The 23,887-nt window shown below is 33.4% G+C and carries 22 protein-coding genes; 8 read left to right on the top strand and 14 right to left on the bottom strand.

What is annotated here, in order from left to right:
* Positions 1 to 77: 77 nt before the first annotated feature.
* Complete coding sequence (locus tag AC3Y25_RS13245; RefSeq protein ID WP_489903063.1) at positions 78 to 2,414, bottom strand: ATP-dependent helicase; 2,337 nt, start codon at positions 2,412 to 2,414, stop codon at positions 78 to 80.
* Positions 2,415 to 2,682: 268 nt separating this feature from the next.
* Between AC3Y25_RS13245 and AC3Y25_RS13240 the strand changes: the two genes are divergently transcribed.
* Positions 2,683 to 2,970 carry a type II toxin-antitoxin system RelE/ParE family toxin gene (locus AC3Y25_RS13240; RefSeq protein WP_489903062.1) on the top strand — a complete coding sequence of 96 codons (288 nt, stop codon included), beginning with the start codon at positions 2,683 to 2,685 and terminating at the stop codon, positions 2,968 to 2,970.
* Here AC3Y25_RS13240 and AC3Y25_RS13235 read toward each other — a convergent pair.
* Positions 2,947 to 3,246, bottom strand: a complete 300-nt coding sequence (locus AC3Y25_RS13235) for a hypothetical protein (protein ID WP_489903061.1) — start codon at positions 3,244 to 3,246, stop codon at positions 2,947 to 2,949. The two genes, AC3Y25_RS13240 and AC3Y25_RS13235, sit on opposite strands and share 24 nt — an antisense overlap.
* A 125-nt stretch (positions 3,247 to 3,371) precedes the next feature.
* On the bottom strand, positions 3,372 to 4,139 hold the full coding sequence (locus AC3Y25_RS13230; RefSeq protein WP_379800977.1) for a sulfite exporter TauE/SafE family protein: 768 nt from the start codon (positions 4,137 to 4,139) through the stop codon (positions 3,372 to 3,374).
* Between the two features lie 124 nt (positions 4,140 to 4,263).
* Between AC3Y25_RS13230 and AC3Y25_RS13225 the strand changes: the two genes are divergently transcribed.
* Entirely contained in the window at positions 4,264 to 4,788 is a 525-nt protein-coding gene (locus AC3Y25_RS13225; protein WP_489903060.1) for a DUF7935 family protein, read from the top strand.
* A gap of 81 nt (positions 4,789 to 4,869) precedes the next feature.
* On the opposite strand, the gene AC3Y25_RS13220 is transcribed toward AC3Y25_RS13225, so the two are convergent.
* From AC3Y25_RS13220 to AC3Y25_RS13210, 3 genes are all read right to left on the bottom strand, one after another.
* Positions 4,870 to 5,778 (bottom strand): patatin-like phospholipase family protein, encoded by a 909-nt coding sequence (locus AC3Y25_RS13220; RefSeq protein WP_250836069.1) that lies wholly within the window; start codon positions 5,776 to 5,778, stop codon positions 4,870 to 4,872.
* 95 nt (positions 5,779 to 5,873) lie between these two features.
* Positions 5,874 to 7,937, bottom strand: coding sequence for a M1 family aminopeptidase (locus tag AC3Y25_RS13215; RefSeq protein ID WP_489903059.1), 2,064 nt, complete (start codon positions 7,935 to 7,937; stop codon positions 5,874 to 5,876).
* An 8-nt stretch (positions 7,938 to 7,945) separates the two neighbouring features.
* Entirely contained in the window at positions 7,946 to 8,881 is a 936-nt protein-coding gene (locus tag AC3Y25_RS13210; RefSeq protein ID WP_489903058.1) for a hypothetical protein, read from the bottom strand.
* Positions 8,882 to 8,972: 91 nt separating this feature from the next.
* Between AC3Y25_RS13210 and AC3Y25_RS13205 the strand changes: the two genes are divergently transcribed.
* The 3 genes from AC3Y25_RS13205 to AC3Y25_RS13195 are packed head-to-tail and all read left to right on the top strand — an operon-like array spanning position 8,973 to position 10,596.
* Entirely contained in the window at positions 8,973 to 9,710 is a 738-nt protein-coding gene (locus AC3Y25_RS13205; RefSeq protein WP_489903069.1) for a Dph6-related ATP pyrophosphatase, read from the top strand.
* Positions 9,711 to 10,091 (top strand): peptidase associated/transthyretin-like domain-containing protein, encoded by a 381-nt coding sequence (locus AC3Y25_RS13200; RefSeq protein ID WP_489903057.1) that lies wholly within the window; start codon positions 9,711 to 9,713, stop codon positions 10,089 to 10,091.
* 1 nt (position 10,092) lies between these two features.
* On the top strand, positions 10,093 to 10,596 hold the full coding sequence (locus AC3Y25_RS13195; protein WP_489903056.1) for a hypothetical protein: 504 nt from the start codon (positions 10,093 to 10,095) through the stop codon (positions 10,594 to 10,596).
* Between the two features lie 2 nt (positions 10,597 to 10,598).
* Here AC3Y25_RS13195 and AC3Y25_RS13190 read toward each other — a convergent pair whose 3' ends face one another.
* From AC3Y25_RS13190 to AC3Y25_RS13175, 4 genes are all read right to left on the bottom strand, one after another.
* The gene (locus AC3Y25_RS13190; protein WP_482501455.1) at positions 10,599 to 11,000 is read right to left on the bottom strand and encodes a hypothetical protein; all 402 of its coding nucleotides are present in this window, start codon (positions 10,998 to 11,000) and stop codon (positions 10,599 to 10,601) included.
* Positions 11,000 to 11,539 carry a DUF1697 domain-containing protein gene (locus tag AC3Y25_RS13185; protein WP_489903055.1) on the bottom strand — a complete coding sequence of 180 codons (540 nt, stop codon included), beginning with the start codon at positions 11,537 to 11,539 and terminating at the stop codon, positions 11,000 to 11,002. Before AC3Y25_RS13185 ends, AC3Y25_RS13190 begins: the two co-directional genes overlap by 1 nt.
* A gap of 29 nt (positions 11,540 to 11,568) precedes the next feature.
* The gene (locus AC3Y25_RS13180; protein ID WP_489903054.1) at positions 11,569 to 13,344 is read right to left on the bottom strand and encodes a hypothetical protein; all 1,776 of its coding nucleotides are present in this window, start codon (positions 13,342 to 13,344) and stop codon (positions 11,569 to 11,571) included.
* A gap of 130 nt (positions 13,345 to 13,474) precedes the next feature.
* The gene (locus tag AC3Y25_RS13175) at positions 13,475 to 13,900 is read right to left on the bottom strand and encodes a hypothetical protein (RefSeq protein ID WP_489903053.1); all 426 of its coding nucleotides are present in this window, start codon (positions 13,898 to 13,900) and stop codon (positions 13,475 to 13,477) included.
* Positions 13,901 to 14,142: 242 nt separating this feature from the next.
* On the opposite strand from AC3Y25_RS13175, the gene recG reads away from it, so the two are divergent.
* Positions 14,143 to 16,251: an ATP-dependent DNA helicase RecG gene (gene recG, locus AC3Y25_RS13170; protein ID WP_489903052.1), complete on the top strand. Its 2,109-nt coding sequence runs from the start codon at positions 14,143 to 14,145 to the stop codon at positions 16,249 to 16,251.
* A 323-nt stretch (positions 16,252 to 16,574) separates the two neighbouring features.
* Here recG and AC3Y25_RS13165 read toward each other — a convergent pair whose 3' ends face one another.
* From AC3Y25_RS13165 to AC3Y25_RS13150, 4 genes are all read right to left on the bottom strand, one after another.
* The gene (locus AC3Y25_RS13165; protein ID WP_489903051.1) at positions 16,575 to 17,177 is read right to left on the bottom strand and encodes a PAS domain-containing protein; all 603 of its coding nucleotides are present in this window, start codon (positions 17,175 to 17,177) and stop codon (positions 16,575 to 16,577) included.
* Between the two features lie 57 nt (positions 17,178 to 17,234).
* Positions 17,235 to 17,579 carry a hypothetical protein gene (locus AC3Y25_RS13160; protein WP_250836060.1) on the bottom strand — a complete coding sequence of 115 codons (345 nt, stop codon included), beginning with the start codon at positions 17,577 to 17,579 and terminating at the stop codon, positions 17,235 to 17,237.
* Positions 17,580 to 17,646: 67 nt separating this feature from the next.
* Positions 17,647 to 18,501 (bottom strand): histidine kinase, encoded by an 855-nt coding sequence (locus AC3Y25_RS13155; RefSeq protein ID WP_095929242.1) that lies wholly within the window; start codon positions 18,499 to 18,501, stop codon positions 17,647 to 17,649.
* 28 nt (positions 18,502 to 18,529) lie between these two features.
* A complete protein-coding gene (locus tag AC3Y25_RS13150; protein ID WP_320493604.1) occupies positions 18,530 to 19,129 on the bottom strand; it encodes a peroxiredoxin family protein in 600 nt (199 codons plus the stop codon).
* Positions 19,130 to 19,604: 475 nt separating this feature from the next.
* Here AC3Y25_RS13150 and AC3Y25_RS13145 point away from each other — a divergent pair, with 475 nt between their 5' ends.
* Positions 19,605 to 20,663, top strand: a complete 1,059-nt coding sequence (locus AC3Y25_RS13145; RefSeq protein ID WP_489903050.1) for an efflux RND transporter periplasmic adaptor subunit — start codon at positions 19,605 to 19,607, stop codon at positions 20,661 to 20,663.
* An 89-nt stretch (positions 20,664 to 20,752) separates the two neighbouring features.
* Positions 20,753 to 23,851, top strand: coding sequence for an efflux RND transporter permease subunit (locus tag AC3Y25_RS13140; RefSeq protein ID WP_489903049.1), 3,099 nt, complete (start codon positions 20,753 to 20,755; stop codon positions 23,849 to 23,851).
* Positions 23,852 to 23,887: the final 36 nt, after the last annotated feature.

Here is a 23,887-nt window from a genome sequence, read left to right as displayed (position 1 = left end):
AAGTTTCAAGTTATGCAGTCATTCTCAAAGTCAAGCAACCTGAAACTTGAAACTTTAAACCTGAAACAAAAATATTATTATCCTACGACATCTAATTTAGCAAATCTTAACAACAATTTCTTAATTCCTCCTACTTCAAATTTAATTTCTGCTTTTCTATCTGGCCCAACACCTTCTAGATTCATCACTTCTCCTTTTCCAAAACGTTCGTGCATTACCACATTTCCAACAGTTAGTTTACTGTCAAATAAATTCGAATTTCCGTTACTTGGCGCATTTCCAGAAACTGGTTTTAGTTTTCTAATATTTAAATCAGGCTTCGGATTGTTGTCTGTAATATGTTTTGGTGGAGTTCCTCCTACCGGTTTTGCCAATCGCAATTTTGATTTATCTACATCACCAAAAATATCGCCATCAATTGGAGACTTATAACGATAATTTGTTTCAGCTGGAGTTAAATATTCTAAAAACTGACCGTCAATTTCTTCAATAAAACGAGAAGGTTCACTATCCGTTAATTTTCCCCAACGGTAACGAGACTGAGCATAAGTCAAATACGCCTGATGTTCTGCACGGGTTAACGCTACGTAGAACAATCGGCGCTCTTCTTCCAATTCACTTCTCGTACTCATACTCATAGCACTTGGAAACAAATCTTCTTCCATACCCACCACAAATACATGCGGAAACTCCAGTCCTTTTGCTAAGTGAATCGTCATCAAAGCAACACGATCATCATCGTTTGTATCTTTATCCAAATCGGTTGCCAAAGCTACATCTTCCATAAACTCAGAAAGCGCACCTCTTGCTCCGTCAATTTCTCTTTGTCCTTCCGTAAAATCTTTAATACCGTTTAAAAGCTCTTCGATATTCTGAATTTTTGCCATTCCTTCAGGAGTAGCATCTTTCTTCAATTCCTGAACCAATCCGGTTTTCTTTGCAACGTGATCTGTAATATAAAAAGCATCTTGATTCTGATCGATAACCTGAAAACTCTGGATCATAGTAACAAAATCCTTCAATTTGTTCTTTGTACCAGCATTCAATTTCAAATCGATTTTATCAATGTTTACCATTACTTCCCAAATCGAACGTTTGTAATGATTGGCTGCAATAGTTAATTTTTCAACGGTAGTATCTCCAATTCCACGTGCTGGATAGTTGATTACACGAACCAAAGCTTCTTCGTCTTTCGGATTTAGAACCAGACGCAAATAACATAAAACGTCCTTAATCTCTTTACGTTGATAGAAAGACAAACCGCCATAAATTCTATACGGAATATCACGTTTTCTCAAGGCATCCTCCATTGCGCGCGACTGAGCGTTGGTACGATACAAAATTGCAAAAGCACCATTATGCAATTGATTTTGCATTTTCTGTTCGAAAATCGTACTTGCAACAAAACGACCTTCTTCTGCATCAGTCAAACTTCTGTGAACTTTAATTTTTGGTCCAAACTCGTTTGCTGTCCAAACTACTTTATCTAATTTGGTTTTATTGTGTTCCATCACGGTATTTGCCGCTTCTACAATGTTTCTTGTCGAACGGTAATTCTGCTCTAAACGAAACATAATTACACCTTCGTAATCTTTCTGGAAATTCAGAATGTTATTGATATTCGCACCACGGAAAGCATAAATACTCTGAGCATCATCTCCAACCACACAAATATTCTGAAATCTGTCTGATAAAGCCCTAACAATCAAATATTGAGAGTGGTTCGTATCTTGGTACTCATCAACCAAAATATAACGGAAACGATCTTGGTACTTAGCTAAAACCTCAGGAAAACGAGTTAGTAGCTCATTGGTTTTCAATAACAAATCATCAAAATCCATTGCACCAGCCTTAAAACAGCGATCAACATACTGCTGATAAATCTCTCCTAATCTCGGTCTTTTGGCCATTGCATCAGCCTCAACCAATTCTGGATTGTTAAAATAAGCTTTAACCGTAATCAAACTATTCTTATAATTAGATATACGTCCTAAAACCTGTTTTGGTTTGTAAATATCACGATCCAGCTGCATTTCTTTTATAATAGAAGAAATCAATCTAGCCGAATCCTGAGAGTCATAAATAGTAAAATTTGAAGGATACCCCAAATGATCTGATTCGGCACGCAGAATACGGGCAAAAATAGAGTGGAAAGTTCCCATCCAGAGGTTCTTTGCTTCGCTCGCTCCCACAATATCCGAGATCCTGTGTTTCATCTCGCGGGCTGCTTTATTGGTAAAAGTAAGCGACAAAATATTGAAGGCATCAATACCTTGAGCCATCAAATACGCAATTCTAATTGTTAAAACACGTGTTTTTCCCGAACCTGCACCAGCAATAATAATCATTGGCCCGTCTTTCTTTAAAACAGGCGCTCTCTGCGCTTCGTTGAGCTGGTCAATATATTTCTGCATGTAATTTTCTCCTTTTATGCAAAAATAAGAATTAAAAAAGAAAGTTCCTAAGATGCTTTTGGAAGGTTCTAAGTTCCTAAGATTCTAAGGTGCTAAGTTTTTTTTTCGAAGCCAAACAAACATAGTTTCCCACTTTCGGCCATATCTCTCAGCTCCGCTAGGAGGATACCGCCTCAATTTGGGATAAAATTCAAACAATTGTTGTTGATTTTTTTTGAAAGAAAATTCTTTAAAATTATTTTTATATTTGCAACTTATGTAAAAGCAAATGAAAATAAAATTAACAGAAAATGCCGAAAAGACATTTTCACAAATTATTAGTAACTATAGTGATCAAAAAGCTGCTAAGTTTTCAAATCAAACCATCTCCACAATAGAAGTAATTATTCAGAATAATTTCATAGGCTCTAAATATAAAAAAACTTCCTATAGAAAGTTTCCAATATCAAATCAAGTGTTTTTATTTTATCTAATAGAAGAACAAACAATTTACATTGCTTTATTCTGGGACAACAAAAGAAATCCCCTAGAATTAGATATTATACTTAGCTCTTAATTTTTGTTTAAAATCTTCAAAGTCTACTGTTCTTCCAGCCTTTATATCTTCTTGACTTTTCTGTAATTCCTGCATTAAGATTTCTTCAGGAAATAGTAAAGAAGTAATTAGCTTTACTTCTTGATGTGTAAAACTATTTGACTTCAATTTTCTATAATAAGTCGCGTGTTTCAATCCTAGTTTTTGAATAAAAAACTCCGTTTTGTAATACGATTTATCTATTAGTTCAGGCAATGAATTAATATATTTCTCATAATTATCAACTATTTCTATCATTTCATGTAAATTAAATTCTCAAAATATGATACAAAAATAGTCAATTTATAATTACAAAAAACAACTTTAACTATAAGTTTAAAAGGAAAAACTTAGCATCTTAGAACCTTAGCAACTTAGAATCCTTATTTAAAAAACACATCGTAAGCAAATCGGATCAAAGTACCCACAACAACTATCAAAAAGAAAATTCTAATAAATCCGTTGCCTTTGTTGATGGCTAGTTTTGCTCCGAGCCAACCCCCAAGTCCATTGCTAATTGCCATTGGAATTGCAATTGCCCAAATGATTTTTCCTTTAATCATAAATAGGCAAATCGAACCGAAATTGGTTGCTAAATTTACCATTTTAGCATTCGCAGAAGCGTGAAGAAAATCGAAACCTAAAAGCGCAATAAAAGCTACAACAAAGAAACTTCCTGTTCCTGGCCCGATGAATCCGTCATAAAATCCAACAATTATACTAATAACAACAGCATAAAATATTTGGGTTGTCGCCGAATGGTCTTTAGCAACATGCTGTCCGAAATTTTTCTTGGCGTAGGTATATACAAATAACAACGATAAAACCACTAACAAAAGCGGTTTCATAAAATCATTGCTAACCAATGTTAAAATTGTAGAGCCTAAAAATGCTGACGGAACCGCCAAACACATCATAATAATTAAGAGTTTCCACTGAATCACTACTTTCTTTAAATATTGAAAAGCAGCAAAAGCAGTTCCGCTAAATGCTGGAATTTTCAAGGTTCCCACTACAGTCGAAACAGGAAGATTTGGTAATAAAACTAATCCCATTGGGGTTTGGATTAATCCGCCGCCGCCTACAATTGCATCAATAAAACCTGCAGCAAACGCCGCTAAACAAAGAAAAAGTATTAAGTATGAATCCATTAAAAATATATTTTGGTCTCAATAAAAAACAAGTTGCAAAAGTACATCTTCCTTTTTGTTTATTACCATAAATTTAAAGTTGATTTTTGATCAAAAAGTATATTTTTGCTTAAAAATTATTCAAATGGATTTCAACAAAATAATAGAACTTGCGAGTTATACTTTACCAGCCTTAGTTACAGGAGTTGTAGCTCATCGTTTTTTTGAGTTACATATTAAAAACAACGACAGAAAACGTGCTTTTTTATTAAACAAACAAGCACACAAAGAATCATTGCCCTTACGTTTACAGGCTTACGAGCGTATGACTTTGTTTTTGGAACGTATTAACTTGACAAAATTGTTAATTAGAATTTCTCCTATCTCTCAAAACAAACATGATTACGAAAATTATATAATTGACCAAATTGAACAGGAATTTGAACACAATTTAACACAGCAAATTTATATGTCCGAAGAATGCTGGACAATCATTATAACTGCAAAAAATGCAACAATACAAATGATTCGTAAAGCAGCAATGAGTGATAAAGTTGAAAATGCTGATAAACTTCGCGAAGTAATCTTAAATGATTTATTAGAAAAACAATCTCCAAGTAACGCCGCTTTGAGTTTCATTAAAAGTGAAGTTGCAGACCTTTGGTATTAATTATATTGCAGATTTTAGATTTTAGAAGGTAGATTAAGTTCTCCAATCTAAAATCTAAAATCTAAAATCTAAAATCTAAAATTAAATGAAGATCTTATTATCGCTCATTACTTCAGATTTATTCTGAGCGTATTCATAACCTTGTTCCCACCATTCTTTCATTACCTCTTTATTAAAAATCAAGGCATTATCGGTTAATTTTATGGGAGTGTAATATAAATTTAGTTTTACATTCTTATTGTTTGCCATAAGTTTTCCTATAGCAATATCATGTTTTTCAACCTGATCTAAAGCAATTCGGAACAAATCGATCATTAAGGAAAACGGATTTTTACCAATTACTGTTTTCGTTGTATTTACCTCTGTTTCAAGCACGATTACATCTATTTCTGTAGCTCCTCTGTTAATTGCTTCACGTATTGGAACCAAGCTCGAAAATCCGCCATCACCATATTCGCAGTTGTTTTTTTCAACCAAACTCATAAAAGGAACATAATTGCTCGATATCCAAGACCATTCGCAAAATTCTTCATACGTACAGTCTTTTACCGATTTATATTCAGATTCGTTTTTAGTAAAATTGGTTACCGTAACAATAACGTCGGTTTTTAGTTTTTTGAGTTTATTAAAATCTGAAAGAGAAAAATTATTCTGAATATACTTTTTTAGTCCTTTGCTTTCTCCAAAAGTACGTTTCCCTTTAAAAAACTGACGTAATACATTAAAGTGATTAATGGTAACAATATCAACACCATCTTTATTTTTTACCACAAACGGACAAATATTAAAAATACTCGACATGGTTACATTGGTATATACTGAATGTATTTTTTTAATATGACCGAGAGCTAAATGCGGAATTAATAAACTTCCTGTTGAAGTTCCTAAAAACAAATCGTATTCATGTCTTTTTTCTTCTATTAAATACTGGGCAACACCACCGGCAAAAGCGCCTTTACTGCCGCCACCTGAAATAACCAATGCTCTCATAAATTGTAATATAGGTTTTGTTTTTGGATTTTATTTAAGCTTAAAGAATATAGAACAAAGAAAAAAAAGACTTCTACTCAACTATTTTCTATTCTCTAAAGCTCTTTCAATAAACGATTCAATTGGAATTGTTCATCGGGTGTCAAATTAGGTAAAATTCTATTAAATGAAGCACGCATTTCAGGATTTTTTAACAGAAGTCTAATTGTATCTCTTCCAAATTTTGAAAATTGCCACATATGATGTGTAGTAGCGCCAACTAAATTACTCAAAACCTGATCGTTAATAATTTTAAAAGCAATTAGCTTTTCTAAAGCATTTTGTCGTGTTGTAGCTTCATATTTTGTAGACGAAAATGCAATCAACTCATTAACCAAAGAATCTGGATCATTACTATAGTTTGGTGTTGACAAAGCAAGAGAAAGCCACAACGTTCTTAGATTATAATCATTAAAGCCAATCCAATCTTTAGATTTATCCAAATATCCTGTTCTATGATTGGGGAAATTTCTCCACAACCAATACAGTGCTGCTTCTTGTGTCTGATAGGATTTATCATCTAAAAGTGTTTCATAATTTGCTCTAAAATCTTCTGGAATTTTGGTTAAAGATCCAGCCAGATTTTGACGGACTTTAATATTATTGGTTTGCATTGCTAAAAGCAAAAGTGACTTTTTATCTTCGTATTTTTCATTTTCCAACTGATCAACAACCGCTTCTTTTACAGATTGGTAAACATCTGATTCTAAAACGTTTTTCAAGACATCTGTTTTCTCTCCTAATGGCGTTTTTTTCAATTTATCGATTTCCAATCTTTTTTGGATTGCTTTGTTTTTACTTAATAAAACATTTGCAGTTGGCGTGTCAAAAGCAGTTGATTCCAGCCAAGTTTTTTGAAATTTATCCAAATCGAAATCAGATACTTTTTTTATCTCGTCGAAAAAATTCTGTGTGTTTAAAGTTTGATAAGCGTACTTATTTAAATAACTTTTAATTGCTTTTTTAAACGCCTTATCTCCAATAGATTCATGCAAAACAAATAGCGCCCAAGCTCCTTTTTCGTAAAATGTCAGCGAACTTGCTTTTGGATTTAAAACTGGAATCGTATCGGTGCGAGAAGCAAATTTTATCTGCTGCGCCGTATCGTATAATTTAGAATAAAAGTAATCTTCTCCATAAATATCTTTTTCAGCAAGCAAGGCAAAGTATGTCGCAAATCCTTCCTGAAGCCAATGGTGCGTACTACTTTCAGCAGTAATCAAATCTCCAAACCAATGATGTGCCAATTCATGCGCATCTACATTGGTATAATTTCGATCGCAAAAACCTGTTGAATCTACTACATATCGTGTTGCAAAAAGAGTTGAAGTTGTATTCTCCATTCCAGCATACAAAAAGTCTCTAACAGGAATCTGTCTGTTAATCTTCCAAGGATATTTTACGCCAATTTCTTTTTCCAGAAAATCAAAAATTCGTTTTGAATAACGATAAGTGGGTTCAAAACGATCTGCATCTTTAGGCTCGTAATAATATTCTAAAGGTATTCTGCTTTTAGATTTAAACTCTTTTTTATCATATTTTCCGATTGCCAGCATTAACAAATATGAACTCATTGGCTTCTCCATCTGATATTGCCAGTGATTTAGATTTCCGTTGGCTGTTTTTTCTTTTAAAACTCCGTTTGAAACTACTTGATAGTCTTTGTCGTAAGAAATGCCTAGATTAAAAATCAATTTTTCATTCACATCGTCAAAACTCGGAAACCAATTGCTCGTGTATCTTCCCTGCCCTTGTGTCCAGATTTGTATTTCGTCATTTTCCATATCAACAAAATACAAGGCTTGTTTTGGTTTTGTCGAATAATTAAAAGTTAGATGATTTTCTCCTTTTTTAAATGGAAAAACCAATTTTAATTGTTTGGTTGTATTAATAAAAATAATTTCTTTCTCGTTGATTTTCACCTTCGAGAATTCCATGTTTTTAGCGTCAAGCGAAATCGTATCACAATCCTTTAAAACCTCAAATTGAAAATCGACAGCACCTGAAACTGTTTTTTCTTTTGAATTCAAAGACAATTGACCTGAAACAGATTTGAAATCGGCGTATTGCGTTTGCTGTGCAAAAAGAAAACCAGTGAATAATAAAAAAATGTATTTCATTGAAAATTTTATTTTAAAGAATCTGTTTCCCAAGATCTTGGATTGTTTTTAATGTAATCGTAAATCTTTTCAAACCTCTTATAATTTCTAACAATATGATCATGGTAATTAGCCTGCCAAATTGATTCTGAACCGCTTATTTGTTTAGTAGTAATTGATTTAAAAATGGCTACAAATGATGAAATAGAATTGGATTTTCTGGAAAATTTAGATTCCGTTTGATTTCGTAGAGGCGCACTGCAGTGCGTCTCCGCAACGTTTGTCGACAAAGATAGGTCAGAAATATTGTTTTCCGTTGTGGATATACTGGACGTAGACGCACTGCGGTGCGTCTCTACGATATGCATTGTGTTAATTCCTATTTTTTCTTCAGATTGGTTTTGTAGAGGCGCACTGCTGTGCGTCTCACGCCCGTATGTCGACAAAGAAATATCTGTTGTGGATATGCTGGACGTAGGCGCACTGCGGTGCGTCTCTACGATATGCGTTTCGGATAGAAAATCGGAATTAGATTGGCTCTGTAGAGGCGCACTGCTGTGCGTCTCACGCCCGTATGTCGACAAAGATATGTCCGAAATTTTGTTTTCTGTTGTGGATATACTGGACGTAGACGCACTGCAGTGCGTCTCTACAATATGCGCGGTGGTTTCTGCGTCAACAACAGTATCTTCATTTTGAATTTCGATTAATAAATGAATATGATTCGGCATAATAACCCAATTATGAAAAAACCAATTTTTACGAATCTTTATTGATTTTAAAAGTTCTTTTTCAATAATCTTTCCATTTTCATTTAAAATCATTTTTTCTTCTTCAATAGCTCCAAAAATACATTTTCTATCTTTTGTAACTATAGTAATAAAATAAACTGCTTCACTAGAATAATCCCAGTTTTGCAGTCGGTGTGAATTTATTTTGAATCTATCTTTAAATAATAACATCATTTGGCATGTAAAAACCCAAAGTTACAAAAGGTTTCCTTTACAAATAGAATGAAATTTGTAAGTTTACCATATAAAACCGCAAATCGTGTCTATACCTCAAAAAGCCTTATTTAACTGGAGCAGCGGTAAAGATTCTGCTCTAGCCTTATACAAAATACTTCAAAATACTGATTTTCAGATAGAATGTTTATTGACAAGTGTAAACCAGCAATATCAACGCATTTCGATGCACGGAATTCGCGTTGAACTATTGCAGGAACAAGCGCAAAGCATCGGAATTCCGTTAAAAATTCTTGAAGTTCCAGAAATGCCAACTATGGAAGTTTACGAAAAAGTAATGACTGAAGTCTTAACCGAATTAAAAGAAAACGGAATAACATATTCTATTTTTGGAGATATTTTTCTGGAAGATTTGCGTCAATATCGCGAAAATCAGTTGGCAAAAATTGGCTTTAAAGGTGTTTTCCCTATCTGGAAAATTCCAACTCAAGATTTAATTCACGAGTTTATTGCATTGGGATTCAAAACAATTGTGGTTTGTGTAAACGAAAAATATTTAGACAAAAGTTTTGTTGGTAGAGTTATCGATCAGGATTTCATAAATGACTTACCTAAAAATGTAGATGTTTGTGGTGAAAACGGTGAATTTCATACTTTTACTTTCGACGGGCCAATATTTTCTAAACCAATTGATTTTGAAATTGGCGAAATTGTTTATCGAAAATATGAAAAACCAGAAAAGAAAGATTCGTCAAACACAGCTTGCGATACCAATGATGAAACTGCTTTTGATTTTGGATTTTGGTATTGTGATTTAATTAAAAAATAAATGAAGTTTTTTTATAAATTTATATTTCTAGTTCTTATTTCTTTCTCTTTGCAAAGTTGCTTGGTTAACAGATGCAAAAGGCCTCAAATTACTGGCTATATTTACGATGCAGAGACGAAACAACCTATAGAAAATTGTACAGTTGGAGAGACTTTAAGCCAATCAAACGGTTACTTTTCATTGGCAGAAAAGCGCTATCGCCAATTTACATTTTTAGGTTTTGAGGCGCCAACTTTAGCTGTAAATGAAGTGATTAAAAAAGAAGGTTACGAATCTCAAAACATTCAATTTATACAGCCTTTTGGCGGTGGATTGAAAAAAGGAGCTTTTCATAATGCAGACACTATTTACATCAAGAAGACTATTTTAAAAACAAACTAATATGGCTTTAAAAGAAAATGATGAAGTAAAAAAAGTACTATTCTTTTTGAAAGAAATCGGTATTGATATTATCGAAAAAGAGCTTGGAGAAACCTTTCTGCCAGGATTGGATTTAGGTTCTAACTGCATTTATATTGATTACAATAAATTATTATATCCTGGCGATATTTTGCATGAAGCAGGGCATCTTGCCGTAACTATTCCTGCTGAAAGAAAATTGGTCGGTACAACAGAAATTTCTAAAGATTGGCCGACACAGGGCGACGAAATTGCCGCTATTTTATGGTCGTATGCCGCATTGCATCATTTACAATTTCCTGCTGATTTTGTATTTCATCCAAACGGTTACAAAGGTCATTCGGATTGGTTTATTTCTAACTTCGAATCTGAAAATTATATGGGATTACCTCTTCTGGAATGGATGGGATTGTGTCTTGGAAATGAAAAAGCCGAAAAAGAAAATAAATCTCCTTTTCCGGCTATGCAAAAATGGCTTCGCGATTAATCTTAAGTAGATTGGTCTACAAAAGTTTTCAAGAACCATTTGTTATCTTTTAGTTCAAAAATATAATCAATATAAATTCCGCTATCAAGTCCTCGTTCTTGAAGTGTGACTTTATTTTTCTTTACCACCAAGGCGCGCTTTAAATATTTCTCATCCGATTTTCTATTCAAATTAAGGGATTTATAATTTTCTTTTGGCATTGTATAATCCGCTAATTCAAAATCATCATTATTCATTTTATACTTTAAAGGGAAAATAACTCTGCTAATTTGAAATTTCTGATCTTCATTAAATTTCTTAAAAAAGACATTAAAATCTTCTGGAGCTGTTTTGGCGTTCTGAGCGTAAACTGCAGCATTTAAACTCATTGCAAAAACAAAAACTATAAAAAAGTACTTTTTCATTATTCTTCATACATTTTAAGCAAGTTCGTAACGGTATTCCAGTTTCGAATTGTTGCTGTTACATTTAATTTTTTCTCGATATATTTTTGATCAAAACGTGTTTTTCCAGCACCAACGGCATATTTAATAAAAATCCTGTTTTCATCAATACTGGCTTCGTCTGGTTTAAACTGACTGATTTTCAAATCGTTTATACTTTCCTTTTTTAAATTCATTGAAACAAAAGCCACATAAAGCTTTTTGATATCAATATCTTTCTCTTTTAAAAACGGATTATTGGCAAAACAAGATTCTAAGTTTTCTTTGGTAATCATCACAACAGGAACTTCGTGTCCAAAAACTTTAAATATTTCTTGTTTGATCATAAAACCAACTTTAGAAGCTTCTTCTTCGCTGTCTACAAAGACATTTCCAGATTGCAGATACGTTCGAACATTTTTAAAACCAATATTTTCCAGCATTGCTTTCAAAGCTTCCATTTTCATCATGTTATGCCCAGAAACGTTGATTCCGCGTAAAAGCGCTAAATGTGTTTTCATTTTTTCTAATTTAGGTCAAAGATAAAAAACTATTCGTCATCATCTTCTTCACTGATTTCAATATCAAATTTCACTAAGAAATCATTGAACTTTTGCTTGTACTTTCTTTTTGCTTGTGCTACAATTTCGTCTGCTTCTTCATTAGATTCTATTGCATCAAAACCAAACTGTTCTTTAACCCATTCTTGAAACTCTTCTTTATTTTCGCTTTCTTCATAATATTCTTCATCTTTATAAAAATAAGCAGAATCAAAGTCTACAGAAATTTCAGTGTCTAATGTCAGCAACTGAATTAGTTTACGAGTGCTTTCTGCCACAACGTGAACTCCACCTTCGTCACCAAAAACAACAATCGGGCAATTATTCAAATCTTTGTCAATAAGCCAATACGCATATGAACTTCCAGATCCGTTTGCGCCTGCAAATTCGATAAAGCTATTGTAAAACTCTTCTTCTTCAGACCATGTTTTTATTCCTGTTTTCTCTTCAGTTATAGTAAGTCCAAAACATTCCGAATAAGATTCTACTCCATGTTCTTGCTCGAATTCATATAATTTCACTAAATCTTCAGGTAATTTATAGCTGCCAAATTGAACTGCAAATTCTTCTAATGAAAAACTGCTATCATAATCTGCATATTCTGTTTCATTATCTTCGTCATCTTCTTCTTCAGCTTCTGGAGCCATCAATATTTCAAATGTTTTCATGACAGCATTTTTTACGCAGAAAAACTCAATTCCAGGAGCATTTTCGTCATTCATCCATTGGTATTTTGGATCTCCGTTTTCATCAAGATATTCCAGAATAATCATAATTTCTTCATCTTTATGACACCACAAAGCGCGCATTCGGATATTAAAACCATTTGAAATTTCCTCAGAAATCTGGCTGTATTTTTTTCCTTCATAATCAAAAGGAATAAACAAATAAGTGGTTCCAGAAATATGTCTAACGATTTTTCCGTTTTCTTTCAATTCTTCATTTTCAGACAAAACTTCGACCATATTGATAAACTGATTACGGAAATCTGCATACGAATACTGCTCTTTTTTATCGTAATCTAAGATTGAAAGTCCTTCTTTAAAAATATCTAAATAGTTATTGCCCAATATTTCGCTGCCATAACTTGAAAGCTCTACAAAAGCATCGTCTACAATATCCGACAGTTTGTGTGTTGAAGGCAGATAATTCTCGACAGTTATAATAGATCCGTCAGTGTCTTGCACATTGCTGCAAATTAAAACGTCGGGTCTGCCTGAACTTATGATCGCCTGGACATCTGTAAAACGTTCAAAATGAAAGAGCATGTCATCTGTATAAACCAGCCAAGCTATAAGATCACCTTTTACAAAAAGTTCTCCGTGATTATATTCTCCTGCAAGCGTATCGCACTGTAAGCCTCCGCCCAAATAATGAACGCTTCCGAACAAATTAATATTGACTGTTGTTGTCTTTCCTAAAACAATTAAAGCCGGAGAATTATCCGTATCATAAGAACTGATAAGCTTTGCAACTGTTAGATTTCCTTTGAAAATAAATCCTAAAATGAAAATATCCGGATGTTCATTGGTACTAAAATCCATCTCAAACAAGTCCATTTCTACATCATCTTCTGCCAATAGAAATATCGGATTTTCTTCGTAATCAGGAAAACGCCAAGTATCTTCAAAAACATTATAAATTTTCTGATTCTTGAAATCGGTAAGATCTCCGATAATATTGTGGGCTTCGTGTCGGTTAATTACCTTGAATGTAATACCAGAAAACACCATAGTTTCAAAAGGAACTTTTTCTTCTTTAATCATAATTTGAGGCTTATAATTTAAATGTTTTAACAAATCTAATAATCTTTTTTATTAAAATTATACTGACGATAAAAATAAAAAACTCTGTTAGTTTCCCAACAGAGTTTTACAGCTTTTACTTATTTCAATTTTAATTTGCTTTCTTAAATACAAAACTGCCGTCACATGCGCGAGCATCATCTAGCAGATGTCCTGACTTGTCCAGAGTAAAACTTTCTATCAAACTGCCTGTACAGTTTGAAATGAATGAATTCTCCTTTTTCTCTTTATAAGTTAATATAAAACGAGTTAGATTTTCTTTGCTTATAATCTCAAAAGTTCCTGTAAGCGTTACATCGATATTTTCATAAACTCTCCTTTTTGAAAATGTATTGTCTTTATTAAATTCATAAGAATACTGTTTTGAAGAAGGGTCGTTTGAAAACTTAGCCTCGGTATACTGTATCCACTTCCCGTAATAATCTGTAACGACTGCATCTGCCTTGTCGCTTGAATCGTCGTTAGAACAAGAAATTAAAGAAACAAACATTGCAATCAAAAGTCCAATTTTTTTCATTTTTATAGTTTTTAATGAGTTAATTATTATTAAGATTTTACTTTCTTAAAAACAGTTGCGTTTAAACATTGCAACTTAACGATAAGTTAATATTCAAACACTTGAAAACAATAAATCATTTTTAAAATTCCCAATTAAAATCTATCTTCGCTTTTTAAAGAGAAAAGAAAATAGAAGAAAGAAAAAAGACAAGAGCTTTATCTTTTTTCTTTCTCATTGACTCTACAAAATCTAATCTTCGAATGTCTAATAATCTTCTAGAAACTCCAATTGAATACTTAAAAGGTGTTGGTCCGAGCCGTGGCCAGCTGCTTCGTAAGGAATTGGGCATTCATAAATATGGAGATTTAGTCAATCTTTTTCCGAATCGATATATTGACAGAACACGTTATTACAAGATTAATGAATTGCAGAATACGGGTTCTGAAGTCCAAATTATTGGAAAAATAATCAATATTAAAACCGTTGAATTTGCCAAAAACAAAAAGCGTCTCGTAGCAACTTTTGTTGACGATACTGGGCAAATTGATTTAAATTGGTTTCAAGGCCATAAATGGATTCGTGAAAGCTTAAAAATTAACGAAACTTTGGTCATTTTTGGAAAATGTTCGCTGTACGGAAGCCAATTTAGTATGGCACATCCCGAAATTGAGCTATTAAGCGAACACGAAAGAAGTTTACGTTCGGCTATGCAGCCCGTTTATCCTTCGACAGAAGCTTTGGCTAATAAAGGAATTTCCAACCGTACCATTAATAAGTTGATGGAACAGCTTTTCTTGGAAACACAGGCATTGTTTACAGAAACTTTTCCGCCGTTTTTAATTGAAGAATTAAAACTGATTCCGAAACGCGCCGCATTATTCAACATTCATTTTCCAAAGAGCGCCGAGATTTTAGCGAAAGCGCAATTCCGACTAAAATTTGAAGAATTGTTCTTTATTCAGCTGCAATTAATTACAAAGAATCTCATTCGAAAACATAAAATAAAAGGACATCCATTTGACAAAGTGGGAGAACTTTTTAATGAATTTTATAAAAATCATTTGCCTTTTAATTTAACGAATGCTCAAAAAAGAGTTATCAAAGAAATTAGGACAGATATGGGCAGTAATGCTCAAATGAATCGTTTGCTTCAAGGTGACGTGGGTTCTGGAAAAACGATTGTGGCTTTTATGAGTATGCTTTTGGCAATTGATAACGGTTTTCAAGCTTGTTTGATGGCACCAACAGAAATCTTGGCCAATCAGCATTTTTTGGGCTTATCTGAATTTGCTAAAACCCTAAATATCAATATTCGAATTTTAACAGGTTCTACTAAAACTGCTGAAAGAAAAATTATTCATGAAGAACTAGAAAGCGGAGAACTTAAAATTCTGATTGGAACTCATGCTTTATTGGAAGATAAAGTGCAATTTCAGAATTTAGGCTTAGCTGTAATTGATGAACAGCATCGTTTTGGCGTAGAGCAAAGATCTAAATTGTGGAAGAAAAACAATATTCCGCCACACGTTTTAGTCATGACCGCTACTCCTATTCCGAGAACGCTGGCAATGAGTTTATATGGCGATTTGGATATTTCGGTTATTGATGAATTACCTCCTGGAAGAAAACCAATTCAGACCGTACATCGTTATGATACGAATAGATTAAAAGTCTGGAAATTTCTTCGTGATGAAATTGCAAAAGGAAGACAAATTTATATTGTTTACCCGCTTATTCAGGAGTCTGAAAAAATGGATTATAAGGATTTAATGGACGGTTACGAGAGTATATCTCGCGATTTCCCGCTTCCGCAATATTCGATCTCTATTCTTCACGGAAAAATGAAGCCAGCTGATAAAGATTCTGAAATGAAGCGTTTCTCTGAAGGAAAAACCAATATCATGGTGGCAACAACTGTAATTGAGGTTGGTGTAAACGTGCCAAATGCGAGTGTAATGATCATAGAAAGCGCAGAACGATTTGGGCTTTCTCAATTGCATCAGCTCCGCGGGCGTGTGGGGCGTGGTGCCGAACAGAGTTATTGCATTTTAATGACTGGTCACAAATTAAGCTCTGACAGCAAAACTAGAATGGAAACCATGGTGCAAACCAACGATGGTTTTGAAATTGCCGAAGTTGATTTAAAACTTCGTGGTCCTGGTGATTTAATGGGAACACAACAAAGCGGTGTTTTGAACCTGCAAATTGCTGATATTGTAAAAGATAGAGATATTTTATCTCTGGCAAGAAATTATGCCATGAAAATCTTAAAAGAAGATTCTGCTCTTCAAAAACCAGAACATGCTGTTCTAAGAAACATCTTTATAGAATTAACCAAGAAAAAGAATATTTGGAATTATATAAGTTAGAAAGCTTCTAAGTTGCTAAGATTCTAAGACTCTAAGATTCTGAGATGCTGAGATTCTAAGATACTAATTTATTAAGGTTTATATTCTAGCTCTTATATTCAACATTAAAAAAGTCCAAAGATTTTAAACTTAAAATCTTTGGACTTCAAAACTCAGCATCTTAGTAACTTAGAAACTTAGAGGCTTAGCATCTCAGAACCTTAGCAACTTTAAAAAAAACTCCATTGCATCCTTTATTTTCATTCATGTGATTTAGTTTTGCTGGGGGACAAATTTAAGGGGTGAATATTTTTATCAGACACAATGAAGTATATAATCAGTTGTTATTTTTTTGCCTCGTTTTTCTTTTCAAAAAGACCGCTAAACAAACCTTTGCTTATTTTATTTTTATCATCCTTTCCGGTTGCAATCATGTGGTCGATATATTCCATGTACGTTTTCTTTCTCTCTTCTAGAAAACCTACAAGATACTCCTCAGAAGCGTGCATACCACTGGTTTCTTCAATCTGCAAAAGTTTCTTGTACAAGGGTTCAATAAATTTTACAATAATATCGTTTGGAACCGATTTTCGAGTGCAGAAGAAGCCAACAATTTCACCATCTGTATCTGCCACAATTTTAAAATCGGTTACAACCCAGTAATAACGACCTGTTTTGGCCATGTTTTTTATAATGACATGAATGTTTTCACTAGATTTTATACTATCCCACAAGAATTTAAAAATTACTTTTGGCATATCGGGATGACGTACAATATTATGAGGCTGGCCAACAAGCTCAAATTCATCATAACCAGAAACATCTATAAAGTCTTCATTGGCATATAAAATGGTTCCTTTTTTATCAGTTTTACTAAGCAATACTTTATTCTTATTCCAGTCCACTTCTCTATCCGAAGGTGTTGGACGGTGTAATCTGGTATCCATAACTCTTACATTTAAATTAATTTACAATTCAATTCGTATAAAATGAATCCTTAAACCTTAATTTGACTCGATTTCTAAGACAAGTAGAATGTTTCTGATTTTACGAAAAACTGTTTCCAATTCATTTTCAAGCCATTCTGGAATTTCATTATTAACAGCTAGATTAAGCTGTCTAATATCATTCATAATCTGAATTAGCTTTTTATATTGAAAATCAAGATCGTAAACATGCGAACTCGTTCGGTAATTTTTAAAAATCTCCTTTACCTCTATTTCAAAATCAGATTGAATCCCTATTTTTTCAATCGAATCTAATGTTATGCTTTCATTCAAAAAATCTTCAATTATTCTTTTAAGACTATGCAGCGTAGGCACTGCAGTGGGTAAATCATGCTTAAACATACAACGGGTTTAAAAAATATTAATATTGTTTTCTTTGGGACTTGATTATAATTCTAGTTTTAAAAAACTAGTTTCTATTGGTTGTTGATTTTACATGAATATCATTGACTAAATCATCAATTTTTTTGGCGCTTTCTCTCATCATTTCAAGATAACTAAGCAGTTTATCGTTGTCTGTATGTCCTTTTGAAACATCAATTAATTTTAAAACTGAATTTACGGGCAGTTTTAAGTCTAAAGTTGTTCTATGAATAAAATCATTATAATCTTTTGTAGCTGACATTGAGCTGTATTTTGCCGAAGCCAATTTCATGTTTTCCAACTCATATTCGTCTGAAATTTTAGAGATATGATTTTCGCTATGTTCTTTAAAATAATATGCCCAATAGCCATTCATAAAGAAAACCACTGCGGCCAAAACGGTATGAATAATCAACGTTTCAAGATCAAAATTTACTTGCGAAAAATACACCTGAAGGCCGTTGGCATCATTATAAATATAGTTTTGCAGGTACGCCAATCCAGCATGATGGAGAACAACCAATAAAGTAAGCGGAATTTGAAGTTTCCAATTCTGATAAATAATCAAAATGGTACTGGCAATGAATACTGTAAAATGCATTTCGAACATTCCATGCATCTGATAAATGTACTGCGCCATAAAAATAGCCAGAACGACAGATAAAACGTATTGGTAAAATTTGGAATTTTTCATGAAAAATTTTGCCGAATAATAAAGCAAAAGATTCAATGTCCCAACGCCAACACCAATTTCGAAAGTATCATATTTAAAAGAAAGTCCGATACCAAGAAGAAAATATACTGCAAGTACATAATTAATAATGGTATCTGATTTTTGCGTCATTGTAGACATAAAACTATGCAGATAATCTTGTTCGTTTAAGCTAGCTTTTGTTTTCATAGGTTTAGATTTAGGTTTTTGGAAAAAGTTATTTAGTACATTTTGGTAACGAACATCCATATGCTTTAAGAGCTAAAGCATTAAAAGAAGGTTTCTCTTTTTGGTTGAGAAGAGAATCAATCGCCATTTGAGCATAATTGCTTTTGGTATCTGTACAATATCTTGTTTTATTGTAATTCCCTCTATAATATAAATTATGTGACTGATCTAGTAAAACTGCCTGCGGAGTAGAGAAAACACCACATTTTTTGGCTATTGCTTCATCAAAATATACAGGGATCTCAGCGCCAAACTTTTCCTGAATTTCATCAATCGTAAAACTCTTCTGTTTGTTTAACACTACAATTTTAAAATTGACCTGATCTCCGTATTTTTTAATTAAGTCGCTAACATGTGGGACATTAAACCGCGAACAGGGACATTCGGGATTATAAAAATGGATAAATATAGGTTTGTTGTCAAATGCACAGCACGGACCAAGTTCTATTTTTGAACCCATTGCAATCGCATGATAATTTTTGGGAATAGGTGTTGGAAGACTGTATTGGAACTCATTCTGCCAAAACAGATAACCAATTGAAAGAAGCAAAAATGTAAACCATAAGCTTAGAAGTAATTTTTTCTTCATAAATTATTTTTTTTAATATCATTCAACAACAAACAATAAACACTTGTTAATATAATTATTCATTATATATAATCAAAAACCAAAAAAACAACTTCTACATACGTATTTTAACAAAAAAATCAAACATAACCGTCAGCATTCGTGTTAAAATCTTTAATTTTGTTTAACATATCAATGTTACAAATAAAATCGATAAAGTGCAAAAAAAATCAGACAAATTGCAAAAAAAATCTTCTATACTAGAAACGATAAGCGCTTATCTAAGTCTTAGAACGTAATTTTACCCTAAGCGTCTCTACTTTCTTCAAAAAAATTAAACTTAAATTAAACCTTTTTGCCTGCTTGTAGTCTAAATGCAAACCTTTGTACCTACAAATGTTAAATAAACGCTAACAGCTTTCGATTTCGCACCAAAAAGTTAAATTTGTAAGCTTACTAAAAACAAAAACCTAAATTCTATACTCACCTCATTTTTATGAAACTAAAACACCTCATTTACACCCTTTTAATTGTTGCAATTGGTGGCTTTATCACCTACAGAATTATTTCGAACAAGGGTAAAAACGATGAATCTAAAAATTTCAATGATAAAAAAGCTCCAACAACTGTTAATGGAATTGTAATAAAGACGGCTACTTTTGACAATAATTTAGCATTATCAGGATCTATTGAAGCAAACGAACAAGTAGAAATTCATAGTGAGGTTTCAGGAATTGTTGAAGGAATATTTTTTAACGAAGGCAGCAATGTAACAAAAGGACAAGTGCTTCTTAAAGTAAATGATATCGAATTAAAAGCACAGCTAAGACAAGCTCTAACTAGAGAAGATTTGGCTGCTGAAAACGCAAGAAGAGCAAAATTATTACTGCAAAAAGAAGCCATAAGTCAAGAAGAAGCAGATGTCGCAAAAGCAGATCTTGCTTCTGCTCAAGCTCAAAGCCAATTAATTAGAGCGCAAATTTCTAAAACCTCGGTTAGAGCTCCTTTTTCAGGAAAAATTGGTTTACGTAATATTTCTCCGGGAACTTATATCACACCAACTGTTTTAGTCGCAAAATTGGTAAATACCAGTAAATTAAAAATTACTTTTTCTATTCCAGAAAAATATGCTGCCGAAGTAAAATCTGGATCTGTAATCGATTTTAGAGTTTCTGGATCTGACAAAACGTATAATGCAAAAATCTATGCTATCGAACCAGAAGTTGCTGTTGCTACACGTACACTTCAGATTCGTGCGCTTGCTGATAATAATGACGGAAAACTTTTTCCTGGGACTTTTGCCGACATCAAATTGCCTTTAAATATTATCAAAGACGCAATAGTTGTTCCTTCTCAAGCAATTATTCCAATTCAAGACGGTAAAAAAGTATTTGTTGCCAACAACGGGCAAGCAAAAGAAGTAATGGTTGATGCAACAACAAGAACAGATTCTTCAATTTTAATTTTAGCAGGATTAAAACCTGGAGACACTTTAATTACAAGCGGCGTTATGTCATTAAAAAACGAAGCTCCTATCAAAGTTAAAGTAAAATAATTATGAGTTATGAGTTTTGGGTTATGAGTTAAAAGTAAATCTTACTAATCAAAAATCTAAAATCCGAACTCTACAATCTAAAATCAAACATGAGTTTATCAACTACAAGTATAAAAAGACCTGTCTTAACAATAGTACTGAATCTGTTAATTATACTATTCGGTTTTATTGGTTATACGTTTCTAGGAGTCAGAGAGTTTCCATCTATTGATCCTGCGCAGGTTTCCATTCGTACCAATTACACTGGTGCCAATTCTGATATTATTGAATCGCAAATTACAGAGCCTCTAGAAAAAGCCGTAAATGCGATTGATGGAATTCGAAATATTACTTCATCCAGCAACCAAGGAAGCAGTACAATTACAATCGAGTTTAATTTAGATAAGGATTTAGAGGAAGCGGCTAATGATGTTCGAGACAAGGTCTCGCAAGCCATTAGAAATCTTCCACAAGATATAGATGCCCCACCAGTTGTTTCTAAAGCCGATGCAGATAGCGAATCTATTATTTCGATGACGGTTCAAAGTGACAGCAGAAGCTCTTTAGAATTAAGCGATTATGCCGAAAATGTTATTTCTCAGCGTTTGGAAACTATTCCAGGCGTAAGTGGCGTGCAAATTTGGGGGCAAAAACGCTATGCAATGCGTCTATGGATAGATCCTGTAAAACTAAATGCTTATAAGTGTACAGTTGCCGATGTGAGAAACGCATTAAATGCTCAGAACGTCGAACTGCCATCTGGTAAATTAACAGGAAACAATACCGAATTAACTGTAAAAACAGTTGGAAATCTTTCTAAACCAGAAGAATTCAACAATATTATCATTCGCACAGATGGCGATAAAATCGTAAGGCTTAGTGATGTAGGCGGTGCCGAATTAGGTCCAGAGAATATAGAGACTTCCTTGATGTCTTCCGGGCTCCCAATGATTGGAATGGCTATTGTTCCAATGCCAGGAGCGAATTACCTGGATATTTCAGCTGAATTTTACAAAAAATTTGAAGCCTTAAAAAAAGATTTACCTAAAGACATTAAACTTAATATTGCGCTTGATAACACGCAATTTGTAAAGAAATCTGTATTGGAGGTTGCCGAAACTTTAGGAATATCAATCGTTCTGGTAATTATCATTATTTATTTATTTTTTAGAGACTGGGCAATTGCTTTCAGGCCATTAATTGACATCCCTGTATCGTTAATTGCTACATTCTTCATTATGTGGCTTTTTGGTTTCTCAATAAATGTATTAACACTTCTTGCTATTGTGCTTGCAACAGGACTTGTTGTGGATGACGGAATTGTTGTAACTGAAAATATTTTCAAAAAGGTCGAAGAAGGAATGTCTCCTATCGAAGCAGCTATTAAAGGTTCTAATGAAATCTTTTACGCTGTTATATCCATTTCTGTCACTTTAGCAGCGGTATTTTTGCCAGTAATTTTCTTAGAAGGTTTTGTTGGCCGACTCTTTAGAGAATTTGGAGTTGTAATTGGAGCTGCAGTATTGATTTCAGCCTTTGTCTCCTTGACTTTAACACCAATGTTAAATGCCTATTTAATGAAAGGCGGCGAACAAAAGAAATCAAAATTCTATATTAAAACTGAGCCATTTTTTGAAAAAATGAACAGCAGTTATGCTGAATCACTGACAAAATTCATGGACAAAAAATGGATCAGCTTTCCTATTTTAATTGCTTGTTTTGGAATTATTTATTTATTCTTTACGATTCTTCCAAAAGAAACAGCACCTTATGATGACAGAAGTTCTGTTACCATGCGTATGACCACGCCAGAAGGCTCTTCTTATGATTATACTTATCGTTTTATGCAAGAAATTTCAAAACTTGTTGACGATTCAATCCCTGAAAAAAAAGTTAGTTTAGTAATTACTGCTGGAGGATCTGGAGGTTCTGCAACTAACTCAGGTTTTGTGAGACTGTCATTAAAAGAACCAGACGAAAGAACCAGATCTCAAAAAGAAATTGCAGACAAATTAAGCAAATGGACAAAAAGATATCCTGATGCTAAAATAGCAGTAATTCAACAGCCTACAATTGCCGTTAACAGACGTGGCGGTTTACCAATACAATATATTATTCAGGCTCCAAACTTTGATAAGTTGAGAGAAAAAATCCCTGTTTTTATGAATGAAGTAGGTAAAAGCGATGTATTTTCGACAACAGATGTAAACTTAAAATTTAACAAGCCTGAAATCAACGTTACCATTGACCGTGCAAAAGCAGAAAGTTTAGGAATTTCCATCCTTGACATTGCACAGACTTTGCAGCTTTCTTTAAGTGGACAGCGTTTTGGCTATTTTATTAAAAACGGAAAACAATATCAAGTAATTGGACAATTTGACCAAAAAGACAGATCGAAACCTTTGGATTTGACTTCTATGTTTGTGAAAAACAAAAATGGCGAATTGATTCAGATGGATAACGTTGTAAACGTATACGAACAAAGTAATCCGCCGCAATTGTATCATAATAACAGATACATGTCTGCAACAGTTTCTGCTGGTTTAGCGCCAGGAAAAAGTATGGGAGACGGAATTCAAGAAATGGATCGTATTAAAGCAAAAGTTTTAGATGAAAGCTTCACTACAGATTTAGCTGGAGAATCACGAGATTTCGTAGAAAGTAGCTCTAATACTTCTTTCGCTTTCGGATTGGCTTTATTGTTAATCTTCTTGATTCTTGCGGCACAATTTGAAAGTTTCATTGATCCATTCATTATCATTTTGACGGTTCCAATGGCGGTTGCAGGGGCTTTATTTTCATTATGGCTCTTCAATCAAACATGGAATATTTTTAGCCAGATTGGTACGGTAATGTTGATTGGTCTGGTAACCAAAAACGGTATTTTGATTGTAGAATTTGCCAATCAGTTGCGAGAACAAGGCAAACCTAAATTAGAGGCTATTTTAGAAGCTTCAGAAGCACGTTTACGTCCAATTTTAATGACGAGTTTGGCTATTGCATTGGGAGCGCTTCCAATTGCAATGTCTCTTGGAGCCGCGTCTACAAGTAGAATTGGTATGGGAGTTGTAATTGTGGGAGGAACTATTTTCTCATTGGCTTTAACGCTTTTTGTAATTCCTGCCATTTATTTAATGTGGTCTAAAGCCAGAAAACATTATCCTGAGTTTGATCATATTGACGAATACGAAAGAGAAAGCATTAAATAAAAACCAGAAATATACTTTCTGGTTAAAGAAAACGAA

It is taken from the genome of Flavobacterium sp. LK-23, from assembly GCF_058135255.1.
Note: the sequence above shows the minus strand (reverse complement) of the source record. Positions and strands in the feature narration are given on the sequence as shown.

What these genes read in the sequence shown, in the direction of transcription:
- AC3Y25_RS13230 (WP_379800977.1), bottom strand. Translation starts at nt 4,139, where the DNA reads ATGGATTCATACTTAATACTTTTTCTTTGTTTAGCGGCGTTTGCTGCA.
- AC3Y25_RS13155 (WP_095929242.1), bottom strand. Translation starts at nt 18,501, where the DNA reads ATGAAAACAAAAGCTAGCTTAAACGAACAAGATTATCTGCATAGTTTT.
- AC3Y25_RS13150 (WP_320493604.1), bottom strand. Translation starts at nt 19,129, where the DNA reads ATGAAGAAAAAATTACTTCTAAGCTTATGGTTTACATTTTTGCTTCTT.
- AC3Y25_RS13210 (WP_489903058.1), bottom strand. Translation starts at nt 8,881, where the DNA reads ATGATGTTATTATTTAAAGATAGATTCAAAATAAATTCACACCGACTG.
- AC3Y25_RS13195 (WP_489903056.1), top strand. Translation starts at nt 10,093, where the DNA reads ATGGCTTTAAAAGAAAATGATGAAGTAAAAAAAGTACTATTCTTTTTG.
- AC3Y25_RS13145 (WP_489903050.1), top strand. Translation starts at nt 19,605, where the DNA reads ATGAAACTAAAACACCTCATTTACACCCTTTTAATTGTTGCAATTGGT.
- AC3Y25_RS13245 (WP_489903063.1), bottom strand. Translation starts at nt 2,414, where the DNA reads ATGCAGAAATATATTGACCAGCTCAACGAAGCGCAGAGAGCGCCTGTT.
- AC3Y25_RS13160 (WP_250836060.1), bottom strand. Translation starts at nt 17,579, where the DNA reads ATGTTTAAGCATGATTTACCCACTGCAGTGCCTACGCTGCATAGTCTT.
- AC3Y25_RS13140 (WP_489903049.1), top strand. Translation starts at nt 20,753, where the DNA reads ATGAGTTTATCAACTACAAGTATAAAAAGACCTGTCTTAACAATAGTA.
- recG (WP_489903052.1), top strand. Translation starts at nt 14,143, where the DNA reads ATGTCTAATAATCTTCTAGAAACTCCAATTGAATACTTAAAAGGTGTT.
- AC3Y25_RS13190 (WP_482501455.1), bottom strand. Translation starts at nt 11,000, where the DNA reads ATGAAAAAGTACTTTTTTATAGTTTTTGTTTTTGCAATGAGTTTAAAT.
- AC3Y25_RS13240 (WP_489903062.1), top strand. Translation starts at nt 2,683, where the DNA reads ATGAAAATAAAATTAACAGAAAATGCCGAAAAGACATTTTCACAAATT.
- AC3Y25_RS13185 (WP_489903055.1), bottom strand. Translation starts at nt 11,539, where the DNA reads ATGAAAACACATTTAGCGCTTTTACGCGGAATCAACGTTTCTGGGCAT.
- AC3Y25_RS13225 (WP_489903060.1), top strand. Translation starts at nt 4,264, where the DNA reads ATGGATTTCAACAAAATAATAGAACTTGCGAGTTATACTTTACCAGCC.
- AC3Y25_RS13180 (WP_489903054.1), bottom strand. Translation starts at nt 13,344, where the DNA reads ATGATTAAAGAAGAAAAAGTTCCTTTTGAAACTATGGTGTTTTCTGGT.
- AC3Y25_RS13165 (WP_489903051.1), bottom strand. Translation starts at nt 17,177, where the DNA reads ATGGATACCAGATTACACCGTCCAACACCTTCGGATAGAGAAGTGGAC.
- AC3Y25_RS13175 (WP_489903053.1), bottom strand. Translation starts at nt 13,900, where the DNA reads ATGAAAAAAATTGGACTTTTGATTGCAATGTTTGTTTCTTTAATTTCT.
- AC3Y25_RS13235 (WP_489903061.1), bottom strand. Translation starts at nt 3,246, where the DNA reads ATGATAGAAATAGTTGATAATTATGAGAAATATATTAATTCATTGCCT.
- AC3Y25_RS13220 (WP_250836069.1), bottom strand. Translation starts at nt 5,778, where the DNA reads ATGAGAGCATTGGTTATTTCAGGTGGCGGCAGTAAAGGCGCTTTTGCC.
- AC3Y25_RS13200 (WP_489903057.1), top strand. Translation starts at nt 9,711, where the DNA reads ATGAAGTTTTTTTATAAATTTATATTTCTAGTTCTTATTTCTTTCTCT.
- AC3Y25_RS13215 (WP_489903059.1), bottom strand. Translation starts at nt 7,937, where the DNA reads ATGAAATACATTTTTTTATTATTCACTGGTTTTCTTTTTGCACAGCAA.